The organism is Pontibacter populi, from assembly GCF_040278685.1.
In the GTDB taxonomy this organism is placed as follows: Bacteria; Bacteroidota; Bacteroidia; order Cytophagales; family Hymenobacteraceae; genus Pontibacter; species Pontibacter populi.
In genome coordinates, this window is record NZ_JBEOKT010000012.1 from 12,831 (window position 1) to 31,039 (window position 18,209).

Annotated in this window: 19 protein-coding genes; 5 read left to right on the forward strand and 14 right to left on the reverse strand. The window is 44.3% G+C overall.

Translation table 11 applies throughout. From position 1 onward, the window contains the following. Window position 1 precedes the first annotated feature (1 nt). The 5 genes from ABS362_RS13305 to tsf all read left to right on the forward strand — a co-directional run bounded on the left by ABS362_RS13305 (window position 2) and on the right by tsf (window position 4,947). Complete coding sequence (locus ABS362_RS13305; protein WP_350412996.1) at window positions 2–2,056, forward strand: M56 family metallopeptidase; 2,055 nt, start codon at window positions 2–4, stop codon at window positions 2,054–2,056. Window positions 2,057–2,314: 258 nt separating this feature from the next. Beyond that, window positions 2,315–2,764: a 50S ribosomal protein L13 gene (rplM, locus tag ABS362_RS13310; protein WP_350412997.1), complete on the forward strand. Its 450-nt coding sequence runs from the start codon at window positions 2,315–2,317 to the stop codon at window positions 2,762–2,764. Window positions 2,765–2,771: 7 nt separating this feature from the next. Then, window positions 2,772–3,158 (forward strand): 30S ribosomal protein S9, encoded by a 387-nt coding sequence (gene rpsI, locus ABS362_RS13315; RefSeq protein WP_350412998.1) that lies wholly within the window; start codon window positions 2,772–2,774, stop codon window positions 3,156–3,158. A gap of 21 nt (window positions 3,159–3,179) precedes the next feature. Then, on the forward strand, window positions 3,180–3,947 hold the full coding sequence (rpsB, locus tag ABS362_RS13320) for a 30S ribosomal protein S2 (protein ID WP_350413000.1): 768 nt from the start codon (window positions 3,180–3,182) through the stop codon (window positions 3,945–3,947). Between the two features lie 163 nt (window positions 3,948–4,110). Continuing rightward, window positions 4,111–4,947 carry a translation elongation factor Ts gene (gene tsf, locus ABS362_RS13325; RefSeq protein ID WP_350413002.1) on the forward strand — a complete coding sequence of 279 codons (837 nt, stop codon included), beginning with the start codon at window positions 4,111–4,113 and terminating at the stop codon, window positions 4,945–4,947. 146 nt (window positions 4,948–5,093) lie between these two features. Here the strand turns inward: tsf and ABS362_RS13330 are convergent, their stop codons facing one another. From ABS362_RS13330 to ABS362_RS13395, 14 genes are all read right to left on the reverse strand, one after another. Further along, window positions 5,094–5,786: a hypothetical protein gene (locus tag ABS362_RS13330; RefSeq protein WP_350413003.1), complete on the reverse strand. Its 693-nt coding sequence runs from the start codon at window positions 5,784–5,786 to the stop codon at window positions 5,094–5,096. A 138-nt stretch (window positions 5,787–5,924) separates the two neighbouring features. Then, window positions 5,925–6,164, reverse strand: a complete 240-nt coding sequence (locus tag ABS362_RS13335) for a hypothetical protein (RefSeq protein WP_350413004.1) — start codon at window positions 6,162–6,164, stop codon at window positions 5,925–5,927. A gap of 77 nt (window positions 6,165–6,241) precedes the next feature. After that, complete coding sequence (locus tag ABS362_RS13340) at window positions 6,242–6,484, reverse strand: hypothetical protein (protein ID WP_350413005.1); 243 nt, start codon at window positions 6,482–6,484, stop codon at window positions 6,242–6,244. Window positions 6,485–6,615: 131 nt separating this feature from the next. Then, complete coding sequence (locus ABS362_RS13345) at window positions 6,616–8,424, reverse strand: MutS-related protein (RefSeq protein WP_350413006.1); 1,809 nt, start codon at window positions 8,422–8,424, stop codon at window positions 6,616–6,618. A 3-nt stretch (window positions 8,425–8,427) separates the two neighbouring features. Then, window positions 8,428–8,850 (reverse strand): RidA family protein, encoded by a 423-nt coding sequence (locus ABS362_RS13350; RefSeq protein WP_350413007.1) that lies wholly within the window; start codon window positions 8,848–8,850, stop codon window positions 8,428–8,430. Between the two features lie 106 nt (window positions 8,851–8,956). Beyond that, window positions 8,957–10,060: a DUF4097 family beta strand repeat-containing protein gene (locus tag ABS362_RS13355; RefSeq protein ID WP_350413008.1), complete on the reverse strand. Its 1,104-nt coding sequence runs from the start codon at window positions 10,058–10,060 to the stop codon at window positions 8,957–8,959. Continuing rightward, window positions 10,053–10,688 (reverse strand): hypothetical protein, encoded by a 636-nt coding sequence (locus tag ABS362_RS13360; protein WP_350413009.1) that lies wholly within the window; start codon window positions 10,686–10,688, stop codon window positions 10,053–10,055. The genes ABS362_RS13355 and ABS362_RS13360 overlap by 8 nt, the downstream gene beginning before the upstream one ends. A 20-nt stretch (window positions 10,689–10,708) precedes the next feature. Further along, on the reverse strand, window positions 10,709–11,269 hold the full coding sequence (locus ABS362_RS13365) for an RNA polymerase sigma factor (RefSeq protein ID WP_350413010.1): 561 nt from the start codon (window positions 11,267–11,269) through the stop codon (window positions 10,709–10,711). 280 nt (window positions 11,270–11,549) lie between these two features. After that, complete coding sequence (amaB, locus tag ABS362_RS13370; protein WP_350413011.1) at window positions 11,550–13,127, reverse strand: L-piperidine-6-carboxylate dehydrogenase; 1,578 nt, start codon at window positions 13,125–13,127, stop codon at window positions 11,550–11,552. A gap of 162 nt (window positions 13,128–13,289) precedes the next feature. After that, window positions 13,290–14,807: a Do family serine endopeptidase gene (locus tag ABS362_RS13375; RefSeq protein ID WP_350413012.1), complete on the reverse strand. Its 1,518-nt coding sequence runs from the start codon at window positions 14,805–14,807 to the stop codon at window positions 13,290–13,292. Window positions 14,808–14,976: 169 nt separating this feature from the next. Next, window positions 14,977–15,492, reverse strand: a complete 516-nt coding sequence (locus ABS362_RS13380; RefSeq protein WP_350413013.1) for an Hsp20/alpha crystallin family protein — start codon at window positions 15,490–15,492, stop codon at window positions 14,977–14,979. Between the two features lie 165 nt (window positions 15,493–15,657). Then, window positions 15,658–16,452, reverse strand: coding sequence for a porin family protein (locus ABS362_RS13385; protein WP_350413014.1), 795 nt, complete (start codon window positions 16,450–16,452; stop codon window positions 15,658–15,660). A gap of 7 nt (window positions 16,453–16,459) precedes the next feature. After that, the gene (locus ABS362_RS13390) at window positions 16,460–17,005 is read right to left on the reverse strand and encodes a hypothetical protein (RefSeq protein WP_350413015.1); all 546 of its coding nucleotides are present in this window, start codon (window positions 17,003–17,005) and stop codon (window positions 16,460–16,462) included. 9 nt (window positions 17,006–17,014) lie between these two features. After that, window positions 17,015–18,202 carry a M20 metallopeptidase family protein gene (locus tag ABS362_RS13395; protein WP_350413016.1) on the reverse strand — a complete coding sequence of 396 codons (1,188 nt, stop codon included), beginning with the start codon at window positions 18,200–18,202 and terminating at the stop codon, window positions 17,015–17,017. Window positions 18,203–18,209: the final 7 nt, after the last annotated feature.

Sequence of the window (18,209 nt, forward strand, 5' to 3'; positions counted from 1 at the left end):
CATGCCGGAACTACTGATATACCTGCTAAAAGTAAATGTAGCGCTGGTACTGTTTTACCTGGCTTACCATGTAGCGCTCCGTCGGCTCACGTTCTACCACCTCAACCGCCTGTTCCTGGTGTTTGGTATTGTGTTCTCTACGGTGTACCCTTTTATCAACCTGTCGGAGCTGTTTGCACAACACCAGCCTATTGCCAACGCCTATATCGTAACTATACCAGCCTGGGCACTTACAGGACAATCTATAGCTCAAACCCAATCTTTCGATTACTGGCAATTGCCGGTGTACCTTTTCTGGGCCGGGGTTTTAGTTATGCTGGTAAGATTTATAGTTCAGTTGATTTCGCTTTATAAAATTCATGCAGCATCGGAGCCGGCCAACTATAAAAGCATCGGTTTCAGGAAGGCCAGAACTATAAATCATGCCTTCTCTTTCTGGCAAACCATTTACCTGAACCCCGAGCAGCACAAACGCGACGAACTGGAACAGATACTACACCACGAACTGATACATATTACCGGCTGGCATACCATTGATGTATTGCTGGCCGAACTGAGCACCGTGTTTTACTGGTTTAACCCGGGCGCATGGCTCATGAAGAAAGCTGTGAAAGAAAACCTGGAGTTTATTGCCGACCAGAATGTGGTAAACACCGGAGTTGACAAAAAAGAATACCAATACCTTTTACTGAAAGTTGTAGGCGCCACGCAACCTCAGATTGCCAATCAATTCAATTTTCCATCATTAAAAAGAAGAATTGCCATGATGAACAAAATACCGAGTACCAAAAAGCACCTGTTTAAGTTTCTGGCTGTAGTGCCGGTTGCTGCAGTGTTGCTACTTATCTTCGGAAATATTGCGCAATCGCAGGCTGAAACTATAGATGTTTCAGGCTATACTAAACTTGGCCCTGATATCTATATTAAAAAAGGTCCTACTTTTCAGTCTGCCTGCTGGACTGCTCCCAACACCTTAACCATAACTCCTGTAAATGGCGGTGAAGCAGAAAGCTACCAACTGGACAATGAGCAGGACATAGCCACAGCAGTAAGCAAGTACGGTTTGTACCTGCCCGATAATGAACTATACGACAAAGTAGCTGCACCTATACCAACAGAAGGTCAGCAAGGCTTTTCTGAATTACCTGAAGATTACAAGGCTTTTCTAAAGCGTAATCCATCAGTAAATGGATTAACCTGGCAGTTAAGCAATATGGATATTGTTACTGTTCATTTAAAATCTGGGGAAACGGAGAGGTATGATTTAAACGATAGTAAGCAAGTAGCTGCAGCTAAGCGTAAATATGGAGCACTACCAAGTCAGCCGGCACCACCTACACCAGAACTACCGGCACCGCCACCACCTGCTTCAAACGATTTACCCGCACCGGCACCTCAGCGCCAGCAGCATATCTTTTCCTTAGAAGATGATCAATATTATAAAGATAAATTACCTGCAGATTATCAGGCTTTTCTGAAGCGGAACCCTACGGTAAAACAAGTAGCCTGGAAGTTTGATGTTGCCGACGAATGGAATTTAAAATCAGTTATCATTTATCTTAAATCCGGAAAAAGCGAAGAGTATGATTTCAATCAAAAGAGGAGAATTCCAGCGGTTGAAGAAAAATATGGCCAGCTGCCTCAGCTTCCACCTCCACCTCCACCGGTTCCGGTTCAGGAAAAGGGACAGATTCCACCTCCACCTCCTCCTATTAAGCATAACGAACCATTAGTACCAGCATCAGGTGCAAAGCTTGTGGAGGATGAAAAGACAGTTACTTATGTGCTATGGCCTAACGATGTTACTAAACGTGAATTTGAAGTAGCACAACAGGCATTTGCAACCAATGGCTTCGACCTCAAATTAGAAGAATACAAAGTGCCAAATGTTGGAGATGTTATTAACATTACAATAGCTTCCCAAAAACTAAATACCGGCAAAAGTTCAGTGTATAACTTAGATAATCTGGCGGAGCTCAATAATATGATCGTAGTCAGAGGCTTTAAAGAAACAGGCAAGTTCTTTATAGGTACAACCATACCACCACAAAAGTAAGTCACCCAAACTTCGGTTATAAAAGCAGAGCTGTAAACTATAGTTCTGCTTTTGTTTTATAGTTTATACAAACTATAAACCCCTGACAGCAAGCACTACACTCTCAGCAAACCATCAGAAGCAAAACGCTACTACACTGATTTCCGGTAATTTACACAGTGCTGTTGCATATAAAATAAATACCTTCTATCTTTGTGTCCATTTTCGGATACCCGAAATAAAATTATTCATTAAATAAATCGCTTACTACCACCAAAAATGGATCATTTAAGTTATAAGACCCTAAATGTCAGCAAGAAGACAGCCAACAAAGGCTGGGTGATTGTTGATGCAGGGCAAGGAAGCTTGGGTCGCGTGGCGTCTGAAATCGCCAAGATCCTTAAAGGCAAAAACAAGCCTTCGTACACGCCAAACGCTGACTGCGGTGACAACGTGATCGTTATCAATTCTGATAATGTACGTTTCACAGGTCGCAAGTGGGATCAGAAGTACTACCTGTCACACACTGGTTACCCAGGTGGTCAGAGAAGAACTTCTCCACGTGAGCTTAAGGCTAAATCATCAACGCTGCTCGTAGAGCGCGCAGTTCGTGGCATGTTGCCTAAAGGCCCACTAGGTCGCGAGCTTTTCCGTAATCTTCATGTTTTTGCAGGCAGCGAGCATCCATTTGCAGCTCAGCAGCCTAAAGAATTAACCTTCAATCTATAATTAATTAATGGAAGTTATCAATACATCCGGTAGAAGAAAAACCTCGGTGGCACGTATCTATATGACGGCCGGGCAAGGGAATATCACTATTAACGGTAAAGATATCAAGGCGTACTTCCCTAACGAAGTATTGCAGACAATAGTAAATCAGCCGTTTCAAACCTTGGATCTGATTGGCAAGTACGATGTTACTGCTAATTTAAAAGGTGGTGGTGTAAGCGGCCAGGCTGAGGCACTAAGACTTGCTATCTCTAAAGCCCTGGTAGTTGAGAACGCCGAGACTAAATCAGCTCTTCGTAAAGAAGGTTTCGTAACGCGTGACCCTCGTATGGTAGAGCGTAAGAAGTTCGGTAAGCGTAAAGCGCGTCGTTCATTCCAGTTCAGCAAACGTTAATATTAAAGGTGTATCAACAACATGGCAAGTACTAATTATAAAGAATTACTGGAAGCTGGTGTACACTTTGGCCACCTTACCAGAAAGTGGGATCCGAAAATGGCTCCATATATCTTCATGGAGAAGAACGGTATCCACATTATTGACCTTAACAAGACACTAGTTGCGCTTGATGAAGCTACGGCTGCTATCAAGAACATCGCTAAGTCTGGCCGTAAGATCATGTTCGTAGCTACTAAAAAGCAAGCTCAGGACATCGTGGCTGAAGAGGCTAAGCGTCTTAAAATGCCTTACGTTACCGATCGTTGGTTAGGCGGTATGCTTACTAACTTCGCTACGGTGCGTAAGTCTCTTAAGAAAATGTCTACCATCGATAAGATGATGAAAGACAACACGGCTTATGCAGCTATCGCGAAGCGTGAGAAGCTTATGCTATCTCGTGAGCGTGAGAAACTGGAGCGTGTACTTGGTGGTATCGCAGATCTATCTCGTCTACCAGCAGCTCTTTTCATCGTTGACGTGAAGCGCGAGCACATCGCAGTTAAAGAAGCACACAAGCTTAACCTGCCTGTTTTTGCTATCTGCGATACTAACTCAAACCCTGAGACAGTTGACTTCCCAATCCCGGCGAACGACGATGCTTCAAAATCAATTTCCCTGATCGTTTCTATCATGGGTAAAGCAATTGAAGAAGGTCTGTCTGAGCGTAAGGTTGACAAAGAGGAAACTGAGCGCAAGCGTTCTGAAGACGAAGGCATCAAGGCTAAACAAGAAGCTGACGAGCAATAAGAACTTGTTCATATTGCAACATATCAAACTGAACATTGGGCATGCTGCTTCAATGTTCAGTTTGTTTTAGGGGTTCGGGGATGTATGACTAATGTTAAACCAAACGCCTCCCCTGCTACAGAAATTCTTAATTATTAATTCGTAATTCATAATTATAAAAATCATGGCTATTACAGCACAAGACGTTAACAGACTTCGCCAGGAAACTGGTGCTGGTATGATGGACTGCAAAAAAGCGCTTACTGAAGCTAACGGCGACTTTGAAGCAGCTAAAGATATTCTGCGCAAGCAGGGACAGAAGATTGCAAGCAAGCGTGCTGACAACGAAACTTCTGAAGGTATTGTATTAACTCAGGTTACTGCTGATGGCTCAACTGGTAAAGTTGTTGCTATTGCATGCGAAACTGAGCCGGTATCTAAAGTAGAAGATTTCAGAAACCTGGCGCAGGCAGTTTTAGATGCAGCTGTATCTACAAACGCTTCTTCTAAAGAAGAATTACTTGCTACGCCACAGGCTGATGGACGTTCTCTTCAAGACCACATCACTGACCTGATGGGTAAAATTGGTGAGAAGATCGACGTAGTATCTTACGAGACTGTAACAGCTGAGAAAGTTGTAGCTTACAATCACTCTAATGGTAAATTAGGTGTACTTGTTGGCCTAAACAACACAAACGGTACTGATGTAACTGAAGTTGGTAAAGACATCGCGATGCAGATTGCGGCTATGAAGCCAATCGCGTTGGATAAAGACGGTGTTGATGCAGCTACTGTAGAGCGTGAAATCGAGATCGGTAAAGATCAGGCACGTCAGGAAGGTAAGCCAGAAGCAATGCTTGAGAAAATTGCTCAAGGTAAACTGAACAAGTTCTACAAAGAAAGCACGCTGTTAAACCAGGAGTTCGTTAAAGATTCTTCTTTAACTATAGCTCAGCTGCTTGAGAAGACAAGCAAAGGCTTAACAGTTACTGCCTTTAAGCGTGTAGCTATCGGTGGTTAATTAGCCCCAATGCTCATAAAGTAAAAAAGCCCGCTGATGAAGCGGGTTTTTTTATGCCTTGTACTTAACGGAATGGTGCATTAATGTGAGCAAGGAGTCAGTCGTAGCTTAAGCTTAGGGTAAAAGGCTTGCGGTATATCAATTCCTTAAAAAGTAGAACAATCAATCGTATAGCTTAATGTATTTATATCATCTAAAGTAGTGCGATAGGAGAAAGTCTTTTGATGTAACGTTAGAAAAGGGTTATCACCAGTATAATACCAGAAAACAATTCTTATGTCAGTATTGGGCTTAGTTCTTAAACTATAAGTTTTGGTAATGTTTTCTTCGTAGATATTTTCAGTATTTAGAAATGCAGTGTTACTATCATCAATTTCATTTCTGATCATTAATGGTGGATTAACATTATTTAAAACTGCCACAGTTAACCTTAATTCTACAGGCTTCCAGGCATTGATGTCTACTGTATTGGTTTTGCCTGGAGATATTTCTATCTGCTTTGAATATTCAGGGTAATAGGGGGTACCGTAATATTGCTCTAAAAGAGTATACCTTTCATCTTCCTTTCCCTTTAACTTATAGTTAAAAGTAATTGAATATTCCCCATTTTTATCAGTATATGCTGTGGCTACTTCCTCATGATTCAACCCACAGATAAAGTTCTTACAGCCTACCCAGCTTTTTATTAATACGATTTTGTAGCCTTCAATATTAATACCTCTAATGTTATCCGAAACATGTCCTTTTAGCACCGTTTGAACCCCAATATCTTCTTTTGAGCAAGATACAATGGTTGATAGTAAAACAAAGCCAGCAACTATCTTTAAGACATGTCTCATATGGTTTATAGTTTTAATTTTATAAAGCCACCATCTTACACATTTTAAAATCAAGTATTTTCACAACGGACGTGGCTAAGGCACGTTTTAATGTGCTTTAGCTGTGGTTATGTACAGAAGTTTTTATTTTTAAACTATTTATTCTTTAGTAAGAACTTTATACATTGGACCCTCTTTTCTTACTTTTTCTATACCTTCTATCCAGTATTCCCAAAAGGCAGAATCAGCGGGTTCATTGGTGCCTTTCCAATATTCCCCACCACTTAAAATATCAGTTAGGTCGTTAGAACCAGAATTTTCCCAATAGGCTTTTAATAAATACAACATTGCTTCATAGCCTTCCTTCTTGGTAATTAATTCATTCTTTTCATTTTCCATTATAAGGCTATAAATTTTTAAGTTTTTAAATTCCTTTTACACATAACTAGCAGATAAAAGTAATAACGTGAGAAACCTTAGCTATTCCGCCTCACTGTACTTACAAACGCATCACGCATATCAACAAAGCGGTTAACTACAGCCTCAATAAATTCATCGTCCAGTAGGGCAAGGGCGCCTTCGTCTCCGTTCACTTCGGTTTCTTCTATTTTATAGATCTGCTCCAGATTGGCTTTCTCCAGTTTCAGGATATACTTACCATTATAGGAATGTAAGGTGATCTTTACGTGCGGGTTTGGTATGTCTGCTACAACTCTCATAGTTTATAGTTTGTTGAATAGTTAGTTTGTTAATAGTTATCAGGTGAAGTATAAACCCACCCCTGCCCCTCCGAGGAGGGGAATTAAAATGTACTCTTTTGTCCTTTGTCTAATAGTCTTCTAAACTATAGTTACTCCTCAATAGCGATGCCCATTAGCTGCATAAGCTTGCTGGCATTAAAGCTACCGCAAATGCCGCGTTGCAGTTTATAGTCGAACAGGATCTTATCGCCTTCTATGGTGCTATTGAAACTATAGTTCTCAACGCTGCCGGCCAGTTCTTCTTCCATAGCGCCCAGTTCCAGGTCGTGCGTTGAGATCATGCCAGAACTATAGCGGTTATGCAATTGCCTGATCAACGCCATGGCACCTAAATGCCTGTCGCGGGAGTTGGTACCTTTCAGAATCTCATCCAGCAAATAGAACACCGGCTCGCCCTGTTCTGTCATATTCAGCAGTATACGCAGGCGTTTCAGTTCGGCATAAAAAGACGATGTACTTTCGGCAAGATTATCTACGGTGCGCATAGCCGTATAAACCTGGGCCGGGGCTACGCGCAACTTACGGGCGCTAACAGGCGCGCCGGCAAAAGCCAGCACCATATTTATTCCTACCGTCCGAAGGAAAGTAGTTTTGCCAGACATGTTTGAGCCTGTAACTATAATAGTGTGCCCCACTCCCTGCATCGAAAAATCATTGGCAATACGTTCCGAAACAAATATGAGCGGGTGTGCCAGTTGCTCAGCTGTAAATTCAAACGGTATATCGCTTATCTCGGGTATGGCATGCGTTGGGTTCGCATACTGGTGTGCGGCAATGCTGGCTATAGTTTCAAAGCTGGCCAGTACATCCAACGAGCCTTTTACCTGCTCCAGGTATCGGTCGCGCCAATTCTCCAGCCGGTATATCCACAAGAAATCCCACATCAGGATCGTGTTCAGGAAAAAGGCCATGAGCGTGCTCAGCCGGTACGAAAAGAAATCGATGATAGTAGCCAGTTTGCCCAGCGCCACCGATGCCTTTACATTCCCACCATGTAGCTTCTGCTGTAACTCTACAAGCATAGGAGCATGAAACTGGTGTTGCTCTATGTGCTGCAACTGCTGCGTATAGCTCTGCATAGCTTCGTAAATAGCAATGCTGTTGTCATAAAACGCATCGCGCTCAATCCTGTACTTATAAGCCAACAACGATTGCACCACCAGCAAACCCACAGCCGGGTAACCTGAGTAACCATAAAACCACGCAACTATAGCAGCAAGGGTAGCTATAGGTACTATAAAGATCAGGGGCTTCAGGTAAGTATGCTTGCTGTAGAAGTGGTTTTGCTGCAGCCAGGCAAAGAAATCATCTTTACTTTCCTGGGTGTGTTTATAATGTCGTGGTGTTGTCAGCAGGTTTTGCAGCCAATCTATAGTGTTTGTACCAGCAAGCTCAGCAACAGCTTCCTGACGGTGTAATATCTCCGTTTTTATAGCTCTGTGCTGCAGCCAGCTTGCCAGCATTGACTTGCCTATAGTTGTAACCGAGCGGTTTATTAGCTGAAAAAGCGAATTAGAACCAAATATATCAAGGTCAGAAGTATACGGGTGATGATCGTCTATAAACTGATTTCCGTTTTCGAGTTTACTGATATTGCCTTTCAGTCTATCGAGCTCTTCCAGGTTTAGCTCATGCAGTAACTTCAGATGTTGGCGCTGATACTCGAGGCGCGTATGCCAGCGCATAACAACTACAAACAGGATATACCCGATAACTATAGCCAGTGCGCCCAACTCGTTATTACCGGTATTAAAGAAATGATACGCTGCCGCAACGGCTGCCACAAACAAAAACACGCGCAACCACGACACGCGCGAGGCTTTTGTTGCAGCTATAGTTTCCTGTTGCTTAAAAGTTGCTGCCCGCGAACTATAAATTTCAGATGGATTATGCTGCATGTATTAAATAGTAGCGATGCACTTAAGTTCGATAGCGATCGGGGTTGGCAGGCTGTTGATCTCAACCGTAGTGCGGCAAGGCTGGTTATCTTTAAAGTACTCTGCGTAAATACGGTTGTAAGTAGCAAAATCAGCTTTCATGTTTGTCAGGTACACGGTTACATCTACCAGTTTATCCCAGCCCGAGCCGGCATCTTCCAGAATATACTTCACATTCTGGAATACGGACCTGCATTGCGTCTCAATGTCGTAAGAAGTTATGTTACCAGCTTCATCCAGCTCAACGCCGGGTATCTTTTTAGTACCGCGCTCCCGGGGGCCAACTCCAGACAGGAATAAAAGGTTGCCTACTTTGCGTGCATGCGGATATAGCCCAACAGGTTCCGGGGCTTTAGATGAATTAAGTATTTCGTTCTCGTTTGCCATAGTCAAATATAAGCAATGTGGCCTAATAAAACCTACCCATACGCAAAGAGCCGGCACTTGGCCGGCTCTTAACTATAACAAAACAACATTACACAAACAGGAAATATTATTGGGTAAACCGTACGTCGCCGTACTTGGAGGTTATAGATACAGCTGCTTTAGGAGAGGCTGCACCAAACCGGCCTTTATAGTCTGCAGAGGTATAGTCTTTTTCTACTGAGGTAAGGTTAACCAGATCTTTGTTCACTTTAAAGTCGCCGTACTGCACATTTACATCAAAGTTGAAAGAGGAATTATCGGCAAAGTTAAGAGAGATCGGAAGGTAAGTACTTGCCAACCTGATGTTTCGCACATTGCTGCTGATGTTATTTATCCGGAACGAACCGTATTTCATATCCATGTTCAGCGCTTCGCCCAGTTTGCCTATCGTTAGCTCGCTGTATTTGCTGAAACCTTTCAGATCTTTTGCTTCGCCCACATTCATATTAAAATAAGCTGCCTGCAGGTTGCCGCCGTTTATATACCCACAGCTACCGGAGCCGTAAGTCAGTTTCAGGTTGTTGTCGGCGTTGGCCATACGGTCGCTTTTCAGGTTACCGTACTTTACATCCACATCTACTTTGCCTTTCAGGGCAGCCAGGTACACGTCGCCATACACGTTTTTCACGGTTATTGCATTTGCCTCAGGCATGTAAATAGTATAGTTTATTTCTGATGAGCTTGGGCCCGACATCCGCGACTGATCGTAGACTGTTCTCAGCGAGATCGTGTTTCCTTCTCTCGCATCTTCTATGTTCATGCGGCTCAGCATCTCGTTTACCTTACTTTCAGACCCAGCCCTGGCTATCATATCCACCTTCACTTTTATCTCATTCTTGTTCCAGGTGTTTACATGCACGCGGCCAAACTTATTACTGATGTTCAGCACATCGGAGCTTTTTACCTGATAGGTCTTCTCAAAGGTTTTGCGCTTCTCGGCATCGTAAATAGCACCGGCAGCAGGCTGTATGTTTACATTGGGCTGTACATTCGTCCGGATGTGCGGTACAACTATAGTTCTGACATTCGGGATAACGATAGCTACAGCCGTATTAGGGCAGGGTGCAGCCGGGGGTGTAGGTTGGGATGGTACCTGCGGCGCTTGGCGACCGAGTACCATAGCAGGAGCCATTACAAACATAACGGCCAGGTAGCGTAAAGATCTATACATTGGTTTCATTGCTTAAAGGTTCTTCGGTTGTTGTTTGTTTTTGGAGTTTCTCAATTTTCTGGAGTACTTCCAGTTGGCGATTCAGTACCTCGATCCGTAGCTGCAGGTTCTGGATCATGGCGTTCATCACTTTATCAGAGTTAGGGCTTGTAAGTAATTGCTGTTTAAGCTGGACGTAGCTGCTGTCGAGGCGGGCTATTTCGCGGTCTATCTCGCGCTTCTCATCCAGGCCGAGCACTTTCATATCATATTCGCTCAGCTCTTCTCTTTTATTCTTCAGCTGGCTGGTATAGTAGGCTTCCACTTCAACCAGTTCAGGTGCTATGCTGTTAATTGCCGGTTGGTTAGCAGCAGCTACCGTATAGTTGCCTTCAGTGGTGCTCTGCTTGGTCATCCAAAGGGTAAGTCCGCAACCTATTAGCAGTATTACAGCAGCAGCTACACGCATAAAAGCCATATTGCCACTAAAGCTGAAACTATCGCCAAAGCTGAATTTAATAACTTTGGTTGTCTCTTTGGGCTTAGCCGAAATCTCCTGACAGATCTCCTGCCAAAGCTCCGGCCGCGGCTCGTACACATCGAAATCATCCCGATGCTCGCTTACAAAATCTTTCAGTCTATCTTTCATTTTCGTTGTTGTTTGTTTAATCAGGCCGCAAAATGTGGCGTACTCATAATTTCCAGTAACTTTTTCCGGGCTCTGCTATACTGCGATTTAGAAGTAGATTCCGAAACGCCCAGTATTTCTCCTATCTCGGCGTGGTCGTAACCTTCCAGCAGGTATAAGCTCAGCACAACCCGGTACCCGTCTGGCAACCGTTGTATGGCGCGGCGCACGTTCTCTACCTGCCATTCTGTGTCATCATCTTCGCTTATGTCGTCTGCTACTTCGCCGGCTACGCGTTCATCCATGGGCACCAACTCTGCACGGCGCTTCCGGATTGCATTGATAGAGGCATTAACCACTATTTTTTTGAGCCAGCTCCCGAACGAAGCTTCAGACTTATAGGCGTGTAGGTTTTTAAAAGCGCTGATGAAGGCTTCCTGAAGTACATCTTCGGCTTCGGCATAGTCGTTAATGATGCGCATGCTCACGTTAAACATGGCCTTGGAGTATAGCTTATATAGTTCGTACTGTGCCCGGTTGTCGCCCCCCTTGCACCGCTCCACTACATGCTGGTTTACGTCCTGATAAGTAGATGTCTCCAAGTTACTCCAGTTTAGCTATTCTGTTTTTTGTTACGTCATCAATGGCTTTGCCGCCTTCTCTCCTTCATTGCTTTCTCCCTACTTCCACACTAAAGACAAAAGCATTAAGGTGAGGTTGCATCAAGTTGCAAAATTTTTACTGATATTTTTTCCATTGCCCCGGCCCTGACTATAGTTTACCAGTTTGCAGCCCTGTGTTCACAAAAAAAGCCAGCCCTGTAGCAGGGCTGGCTTTAAATATTATGAAGTACTTTTTCGTTAGTCGGTTCTTAAACTATAGTTAGTCCATGATATCGAATTTGATACCTTGTGCCAATGGCAGTTCGCGGCTATAGTTTATTGTGTTGGTCTGGCGGCGCATGTAAATTCTCCAGGCATCAGAACCAGACTCGCGGCCACCACCTGTATCTTTCTCACCACCAAAAGCACCACCAATTTCAGCACCAGATGTACCAATGTTTACGTTGGCAATACCGCAGTCAGAACCCCAATGGCTCAGGAATGCTTCAGTTTCCAATAAGTTAGTTGAGAAGATAGAAGAGGACAGTCCCTGCTTCACGCCGTTCTGCAGCTCGATCGCATTTTCCACGTCGCCGCTGTATTTTATCAGGTACAGAATTGGAGCAAATGTTTCTTCCTGTACCATTTCGTAATGGTTCTCGGCTTCAACTATAGCTGGCGTTACATAGGTACCAGTTTCATAACCGGCACCTGACAATATTTCACCACCAGTCAACAGGTTACCACCTTCCTTCTGCACATGTTTCAAGGCACCCTGAAAAGCCTTTACAGCATCCTTATCGATAAGTGGTCCAACCAGCGTAGTACTATCAAGCGGATGACCGATAGGTAATTTAGGATATACTTTAAGCAGGCGCTCTTTTACCTGTTCGTAAACATTTTCGTGGATGATAAGGCGGCGGGTAGACGTACAACGCTGACCGCAGGTACCAACCGCACCGAACACGATCGCATTCATTGCCATTTCCAGGTCGGCATTCTCAGTTAGTATAATGGCATTGTTACCACCCAGTTCCAGCAACGATTTACCTAAACGCGCACCAACTGCTTCGCCTACTTTCTTGCCCATTCTGGTAGAGCCGGTCGCCGAGATCAATGGTAATCTTGTATCGTTTGCCATTAAGCTGCCAATTTCAGCATCACCGATGATCACGTTAAACACACCTTCCGGCAGATCGTTTTCGGCTAACACCTCTCTTATAATATGCTGGCAGGCTATAGCTGTTAATGGAGTTTTTTCTGATGGTTTCCAAATAGTTACATCGCCGCACACACCGGCTAACATCGCATTCCAGCTCCAAACAGCAACCGGGAAGTTAAACGCCGATATAACGCCAACTATACCAAGCGGGTGGTATTGCTCGTACATACGGTGCTGCGGACGCTCCGAGTGCATGGTATAACCATGTAACTGGCGCGACAGACCAACTGCAAAATCACAGATATCGATCATCTCCTGCACTTCGCCAAGGCCTTCCTGCAGAATTTTACCCATCTCGTAGCTAACCAGTTTGCCCAGCGCTTCTTTGTGCTCACGCAGCTTATCGCCTATCTGGCGCACAATTTCGCCACGCTTCGGTGATGGTACAGTTCGCCAGGTTTTAAAGGCCTGCTGTGCTGTAGTTACAACCTGCTCATAATCCTCGGCGGTTGCCATGTTTACGGTTGCAATCAGGCTGCCATCGGCCGGCGAAAGAATTTCGCGTGAAGTTCGGCCCTCTTTACCGCCCCACTCAAGGCCGGTACTATAAGCCGGGTTAATTTCTTTTATGCCTAACTGGTGCAGCACATCGGCTATATCATGTTTAAGGGGCATTTCATCTATGGTCTGTTTCATGAGTTTTTACTTTGTGATTTTTGTATACTTCTATCCCCTTTTGCCAGGGAAAAGCTTTCATCTATAGTTCTGGTTCAGGAAATGGGTCTTTATACAAAGCTAAAAAATAAAAAAGCTTCTGCAAGGCTGCAGAAGCTTTCTGTTAGTATTGTTAATCTATTCTTAACCTTTCCCGATCGGGTAATAAGCTTTCAGGCCATCAGGGTAAACCCCTTCAATGTAAACTACACCGCCTTCAAAGCTTTTCAGGTGCTTTTCTACATCAGCTGGCTCATTTACAGGGTATTTATCAATTCTGGTGATGATGAATCCGTCTTTGATACCTGTTTCGCGGAATTTGCTGTTACGAACACCTGATATCTTGGCACCGCCATCAATACCGAGTTTGTTCATTTCCTGCTTGTTTACCGGCTCAAACGTAGCACCATCAAACGTTACTGCTTTAGCAATGGCTCGTTTCGTAAGCTCAGTGCTCGAATTCAGGTTCTTCAGGGTTACGTTCGCCGATTTCTCTTTGCCACTGCGCAGGTATTCTACTTTCACTTTATCGCCTGGGCGGTAACGGGCAATCTGCTCCAGTAACTGCGAAGACTTAGTAACATTCACACCATTAATGGCTGTGATCACGTCGCCTTCCTGTATGCCAGCTTCTTTGGCACCGCTGTTCTCGGTTACTTTCGCAACATAAACACCGTTCAGGGTTTTCAGGCCTTTTTCTTTTGCCAGGGCTGCATCAATTTCCTGGATGTTGGCACCAAGCAAGGCACGCTGTACTTCACCATATTTCAGGAGGTCATCAACAACTTTGCTAACTATAGCCGATGGCACTGCAAACGAATAACCGGCAAAAGAACCTGTTTGTGAAGCAATAGCTGTGTTAATACCTACCAGGTCACCATTCAGGTTTACAAGAGCACCCCCAGAGTTACCCGGGTTTACGGCAGCATCAGTCTGTATAAACGACTCGATAGTCATATCCACACCCGTCTGAGCTATGTCGCGCTGGTTTGTACGCAGTATGTTTATATTCCGTCCTTTGGCACTGACTATACCAGCTGTAACCGTAGATGTAAGGTTCATAGGGTTACCAACGGCGAGTACCCACTCGCCAACGCGTAGCTCATCAGAGTTACCATAACGGATAACCGGTAATTTATCAGCATTTATTTTAAGCAAGGCAAGGTCTGTGTTCGGGTCTGTACCAACCAATGTGGCTTCAAACTTACGCTTATCGTCCATCACCACTTCAATTTTATCAGCTCTGTCAATAACGTGGTTATTGGTAACGATATAGCCATTAGAGGCAATGATTACACCTGAGCCGGAACCCATTTGTGGTCCGCGGGGCACACGCTCACCGAAGCCATCGCCAAAGAACTCGCGTAAAAACGGATCCATTGGGCTGCTATAGTTTTCAGATGAACGGACGCTGTACTCCGTCATAACGTGTACTACAGCCGGGGTTGATACCTGCGCAGCTTTAATAAAGTTAAGTCCTTCGGGTACGGCATTGGTGCTGCTGCGCATTTCGCTGGTATAACGCACATTCGGGTACCGGGTGTCTTCCTGACTGGTGTTTTGTTGGTTGTCGTCTTCCAGCAGCTTATAGCTACCTACCGCAACACCGCCACCCAATAAGGCTGAAAGCGTGAGGCCAACGATAAACTGTTTAGTCTTCATGTACAGAATAAGGTTTTAAGGTTAATATATCGGAAAGGCTATATTCTAACGTATAACGCTATCTTAGTATACGGTAGTATGCCACGCTTGGCGAAACAAGCTACCTAAGTTATAAACAAACAAAAAAGAGGCCAAAATTTTTCAGCCTCTTTTTTGTTTATAGTTACTTTTAGGCTTCTACAGCTCTGCCATTCTCTGTCGTTTTAGCCTTTTTAGACTTTATAGTTTTAGCATCGTCCTGCTCTTCTTCAGACGAGATAGTGATCTGGCGCTTCATGGTTTTCTGTTCATCTTTCGGAACAGTAACCATCAGAATACCATTCTCCATTCGGGCTTTAATTTTGTCCGGGTTCACGTTGTCTGGCAGGTAAAAGGTGCGGTTAAAGGTACCATACTGTGTTTCCAGCATCTGGTAGCGGCGGCCATCGCCTTCACGCTTCTCAAACTTACGCTCCCCTGTAATAGATAATCTGCCTTCCTGAAAATCAATGCTTACATCTTCTTTTCGGATGCCCGGCAATGCTACTTCAATCTCATAACCATTCTGAGTTTCGCAGGCATCTACGTGCGGCGTAAAGCTGCTTAATCCTTTTGAGTTTACAGACTCATTAAAGAACCTGTCTAACATAGAACTGAACGACTGAGGCATGTTACCTTCCATGCCTGTATACCTGTTAAGTGCCATAGTTACCTCCTTTTTATAGTTTGTTTATAGTTTCTGAAATCTATTTACAACTATAGGACAGTAAAAAATGTGCCAACAGAAAAATCCTTAATCTTCCTGAAATATTGTCATAAATAAAAACACTACTATAGCTAACCATCTGACTATTTAGCAGTTGCAAGAGCTTTAGTAGGTAATACTGGCAGTTTCGGGAGTACGGTTTATCGAATACTTTATCTCAAGCCCAACTATAGGGATGATGCGGTTACGCTTGGTTGTATAGCCATCCTGCAGCAGTTGTCCGTCTTCATCGTATTCGGGTGGTACCATTACGTAGTAGCGATCTGTCTGGCGCATAAAGTAAGGGTTGATGCGCAGCTTTTCGGTAAGTTCATAGTTCAGGCTGAGGCGCAGTCGGGTCCGGTCTACAAAACGTTCCTGTTCATTTTCATCTTCGTCCTTCCCAAACTCAGAGACAAGCAGTGCCTCGTAGCTTATGGCTGGCGTTATGAATTTATTCTTCAGAGGCAGTCGCTTACCCAGTTCACCACTCAGTCTGAAGTTGCCAAAAGCCTCCATTTCATCCTGTATCACATACTCGAAAAGTAACTGCTTGTTAAAGTACAGGCCTTTCAGGTTACCGTTGTGCCTTATAAACGGCGACAGAAAAAATGCCTTCGGGAAGTTTTCGGCTGCATAACGAACTATAGCCCCGCCCCGCCAGTGCTCTGAAAAGGTGTGCTCATATCCTACGCTTACTTCAATGCGCTCAAAGTTACTGAGTAAACCGGAGTCGCTGAGGTCGTTGTAGCGGCTGTCGGTGTTAATGCGGTATTGGTTCTGTAAGAAAAGTATACCTTCATCACTTAACTCAGCACTTAGTTGCAGTTCCGGCCATAGTGTGGTTGGCAGTGTAAACTTGCTTTGCGCGTTTGTTAGTAGTGGCAACAGAAACAAAAATAGAAGGAGTCGTTTTTTCATCTGAGTTTTAGCAGCAATTAAAGTACATAACCACTTTTTGTAACGCTTCGGAATAGGCTATCCAGCGGCCATCTTCTTTACCTAACAGGTAATAAAAGCCTATACTGTTTGAGTCACTTTTTATATCCTCCCAGGCAGTCTCGTCTGCATAATAAGGATCAAATTCCATCCCTGATTGTATGGCTGGAGTTACAAAATTCTCTTCTTCGAAGAAGGTATCAATTCGGTTCAGAATAAACTTATCCCAATCCGCAGGATTAGCATTTTCCGGGAGATCATAGTTTATCAGATCAATAGCATCAAACTGCTCCAGGTATATCTGCTCACCTTTGCTGTTATGTATCTCGAAAGTTACTTTAGCTGTCTGTACAGAATCGCCTTCCAGTGTAACTTTAAAAGTGTCTTTGGTTGCCGGGTCTGAGAAAGCATGTTGCTTTACTGACTGCTTAATAATGTTGGTGCTTACCTCCTGGGCTTTTGCCTCTTCCTGTCGCTCTTTTGTAGAACAGGCTATCAGCAACAAACATAAACTTAAGACCAGCAGCTTTCTCATAACTATAGTTTAAGCGTTCAATTCCTGTAAGGCCACAAAGGCCATTAAACCAATACTTGTTTCCAAAGCAGCTTCATCAATATCAAAGGTTGGCGTATGTACACCCGATATAATGCCGCGGGCTTCGTTGCGTGTGCCCAGGCGGTAAAAGCAGGCCGGTACTTCCTGCGAGTAGTATGCAAAATCTTCGGCCCCCATCCAAAGGTCAAGGTCCACAACGTTCTCTTCGCCCAAATATAGTTCAGCGGCCGCACGCGCTCTGCCAGTCAGTTCAGGATCGTTTTGCAGAAAAGGATAACCGTTCTTGATATCGATCTCGCAGCTGCCGCCCATACTTTCGCAGAGACCTTCGGCTAGTTTCTTTATTTTCTGGTGTGCATCTTTCCGCCACACTTCGTTCATCGTCCGGAAAGTGCCTTCTATTTTTACCTCATTCGGAATAACGTTGGTAGCTCCTTTTGCCTCTATTTTACCGAATGATAGCACTGTCGGGATCTTTGGGCTGGCATGGCGGCTTACGATCTGCTGCAACGCAACTATAAGATGTGCCGAGATCAGTACCGGGTCGATGTTCATTTCGGGCATGGCTGCGTGGCCACCTTTGCCTTTCACAGTTATATAGATCTCATCAGCGCTTGCCATGTACATCCCTGACCGGAAACCAACTTTACCAGCCGGCAACAACGGGAACACATGCTGCCCGATAATACTTTCCGGAGCCGGATTCTGCAGCACGCCTTCTTTGATCATGATAGAGGCACCACCCGGAAACTTCTCCTCACCAGGCTGGAAAACCAGTTTTATAGTTCCTTCAAACGTATCACGAAGCTCCTGCAAAATACGCGCAGCACCCAGCAACGACGCCGTATGCACATCATGTCCGCAAGCATGCATCACACCTTCGGTCTTCGATCTATAGTCTACTTCATTCGCTTCAACTATAGGCAAAGCATCCAGGTCGGCGCGTAAAGCTATGGTTTTCTTCTCCGGATTCCTGCCTTTAATTACAGCTACTAAACCTGTCTCAGCCATCGTTTCAGAAGTAATGCCAGAACTTTCCAATGTCTGCTTTACATAGGCTGCTGTGTTATACTCTTCAAAACTAAGCTCCGGGTTGGCATGTATGTGGCGGCGCACCTGCACCGTATCGGGTGCATATGCTTTTGCAAGTTCTTTTATTTTATCTGCTGTGTTCATTTGTTCT

What these genes read in the sequence shown, in the direction of transcription:
- ABS362_RS13375 (WP_350413012.1), bottom strand. Translation starts at nt 14,807, where the DNA reads ATGAAGACTAAACAGTTTATCGTTGGCCTCACGCTTTCAGCCTTATTG.
- ABS362_RS13340 (WP_350413005.1), bottom strand. Translation starts at nt 6,484, where the DNA reads ATGAGAGTTGTAGCAGACATACCAAACCCGCACGTAAAGATCACCTTA.
- ABS362_RS13360 (WP_350413009.1), bottom strand. Translation starts at nt 10,688, where the DNA reads ATGAAAGATAGACTGAAAGATTTTGTAAGCGAGCATCGGGATGATTTC.
- ABS362_RS13345 (WP_350413006.1), bottom strand. Translation starts at nt 8,424, where the DNA reads ATGCAGCATAATCCATCTGAAATTTATAGTTCGCGGGCAGCAACTTTT.
- tsf (WP_350413002.1), top strand. Translation starts at nt 4,111, where the DNA reads ATGGCTATTACAGCACAAGACGTTAACAGACTTCGCCAGGAAACTGGT.
- ABS362_RS13350 (WP_350413007.1), bottom strand. Translation starts at nt 8,850, where the DNA reads ATGGCAAACGAGAACGAAATACTTAATTCATCTAAAGCCCCGGAACCT.
- rpsI (WP_350412998.1), top strand. Translation starts at nt 2,772, where the DNA reads ATGGAAGTTATCAATACATCCGGTAGAAGAAAAACCTCGGTGGCACGT.
- ABS362_RS13335 (WP_350413004.1), bottom strand. Translation starts at nt 6,164, where the DNA reads ATGGAAAATGAAAAGAATGAATTAATTACCAAGAAGGAAGGCTATGAA.
- ABS362_RS13390 (WP_350413015.1), bottom strand. Translation starts at nt 17,005, where the DNA reads ATGAGAAAGCTGCTGGTCTTAAGTTTATGTTTGTTGCTGATAGCCTGT.
- ABS362_RS13305 (WP_350412996.1), top strand. Translation starts at nt 2, where the DNA reads ATGCCGGAACTACTGATATACCTGCTAAAAGTAAATGTAGCGCTGGTA.
- amaB (WP_350413011.1), bottom strand. Translation starts at nt 13,127, where the DNA reads ATGAAACAGACCATAGATGAAATGCCCCTTAAACATGATATAGCCGAT.
- ABS362_RS13395 (WP_350413016.1), bottom strand. Translation starts at nt 18,202, where the DNA reads ATGAACACAGCAGATAAAATAAAAGAACTTGCAAAAGCATATGCACCC.
- rplM (WP_350412997.1), top strand. Translation starts at nt 2,315, where the DNA reads ATGGATCATTTAAGTTATAAGACCCTAAATGTCAGCAAGAAGACAGCC.
- ABS362_RS13355 (WP_350413008.1), bottom strand. Translation starts at nt 10,060, where the DNA reads ATGTATAGATCTTTACGCTACCTGGCCGTTATGTTTGTAATGGCTCCT.
- ABS362_RS13330 (WP_350413003.1), bottom strand. Translation starts at nt 5,786, where the DNA reads ATGAGACATGTCTTAAAGATAGTTGCTGGCTTTGTTTTACTATCAACC.
- rpsB (WP_350413000.1), top strand. Translation starts at nt 3,180, where the DNA reads ATGGCAAGTACTAATTATAAAGAATTACTGGAAGCTGGTGTACACTTT.
- ABS362_RS13385 (WP_350413014.1), bottom strand. Translation starts at nt 16,452, where the DNA reads ATGAAAAAACGACTCCTTCTATTTTTGTTTCTGTTGCCACTACTAACA.
- ABS362_RS13380 (WP_350413013.1), bottom strand. Translation starts at nt 15,492, where the DNA reads ATGGCACTTAACAGGTATACAGGCATGGAAGGTAACATGCCTCAGTCG.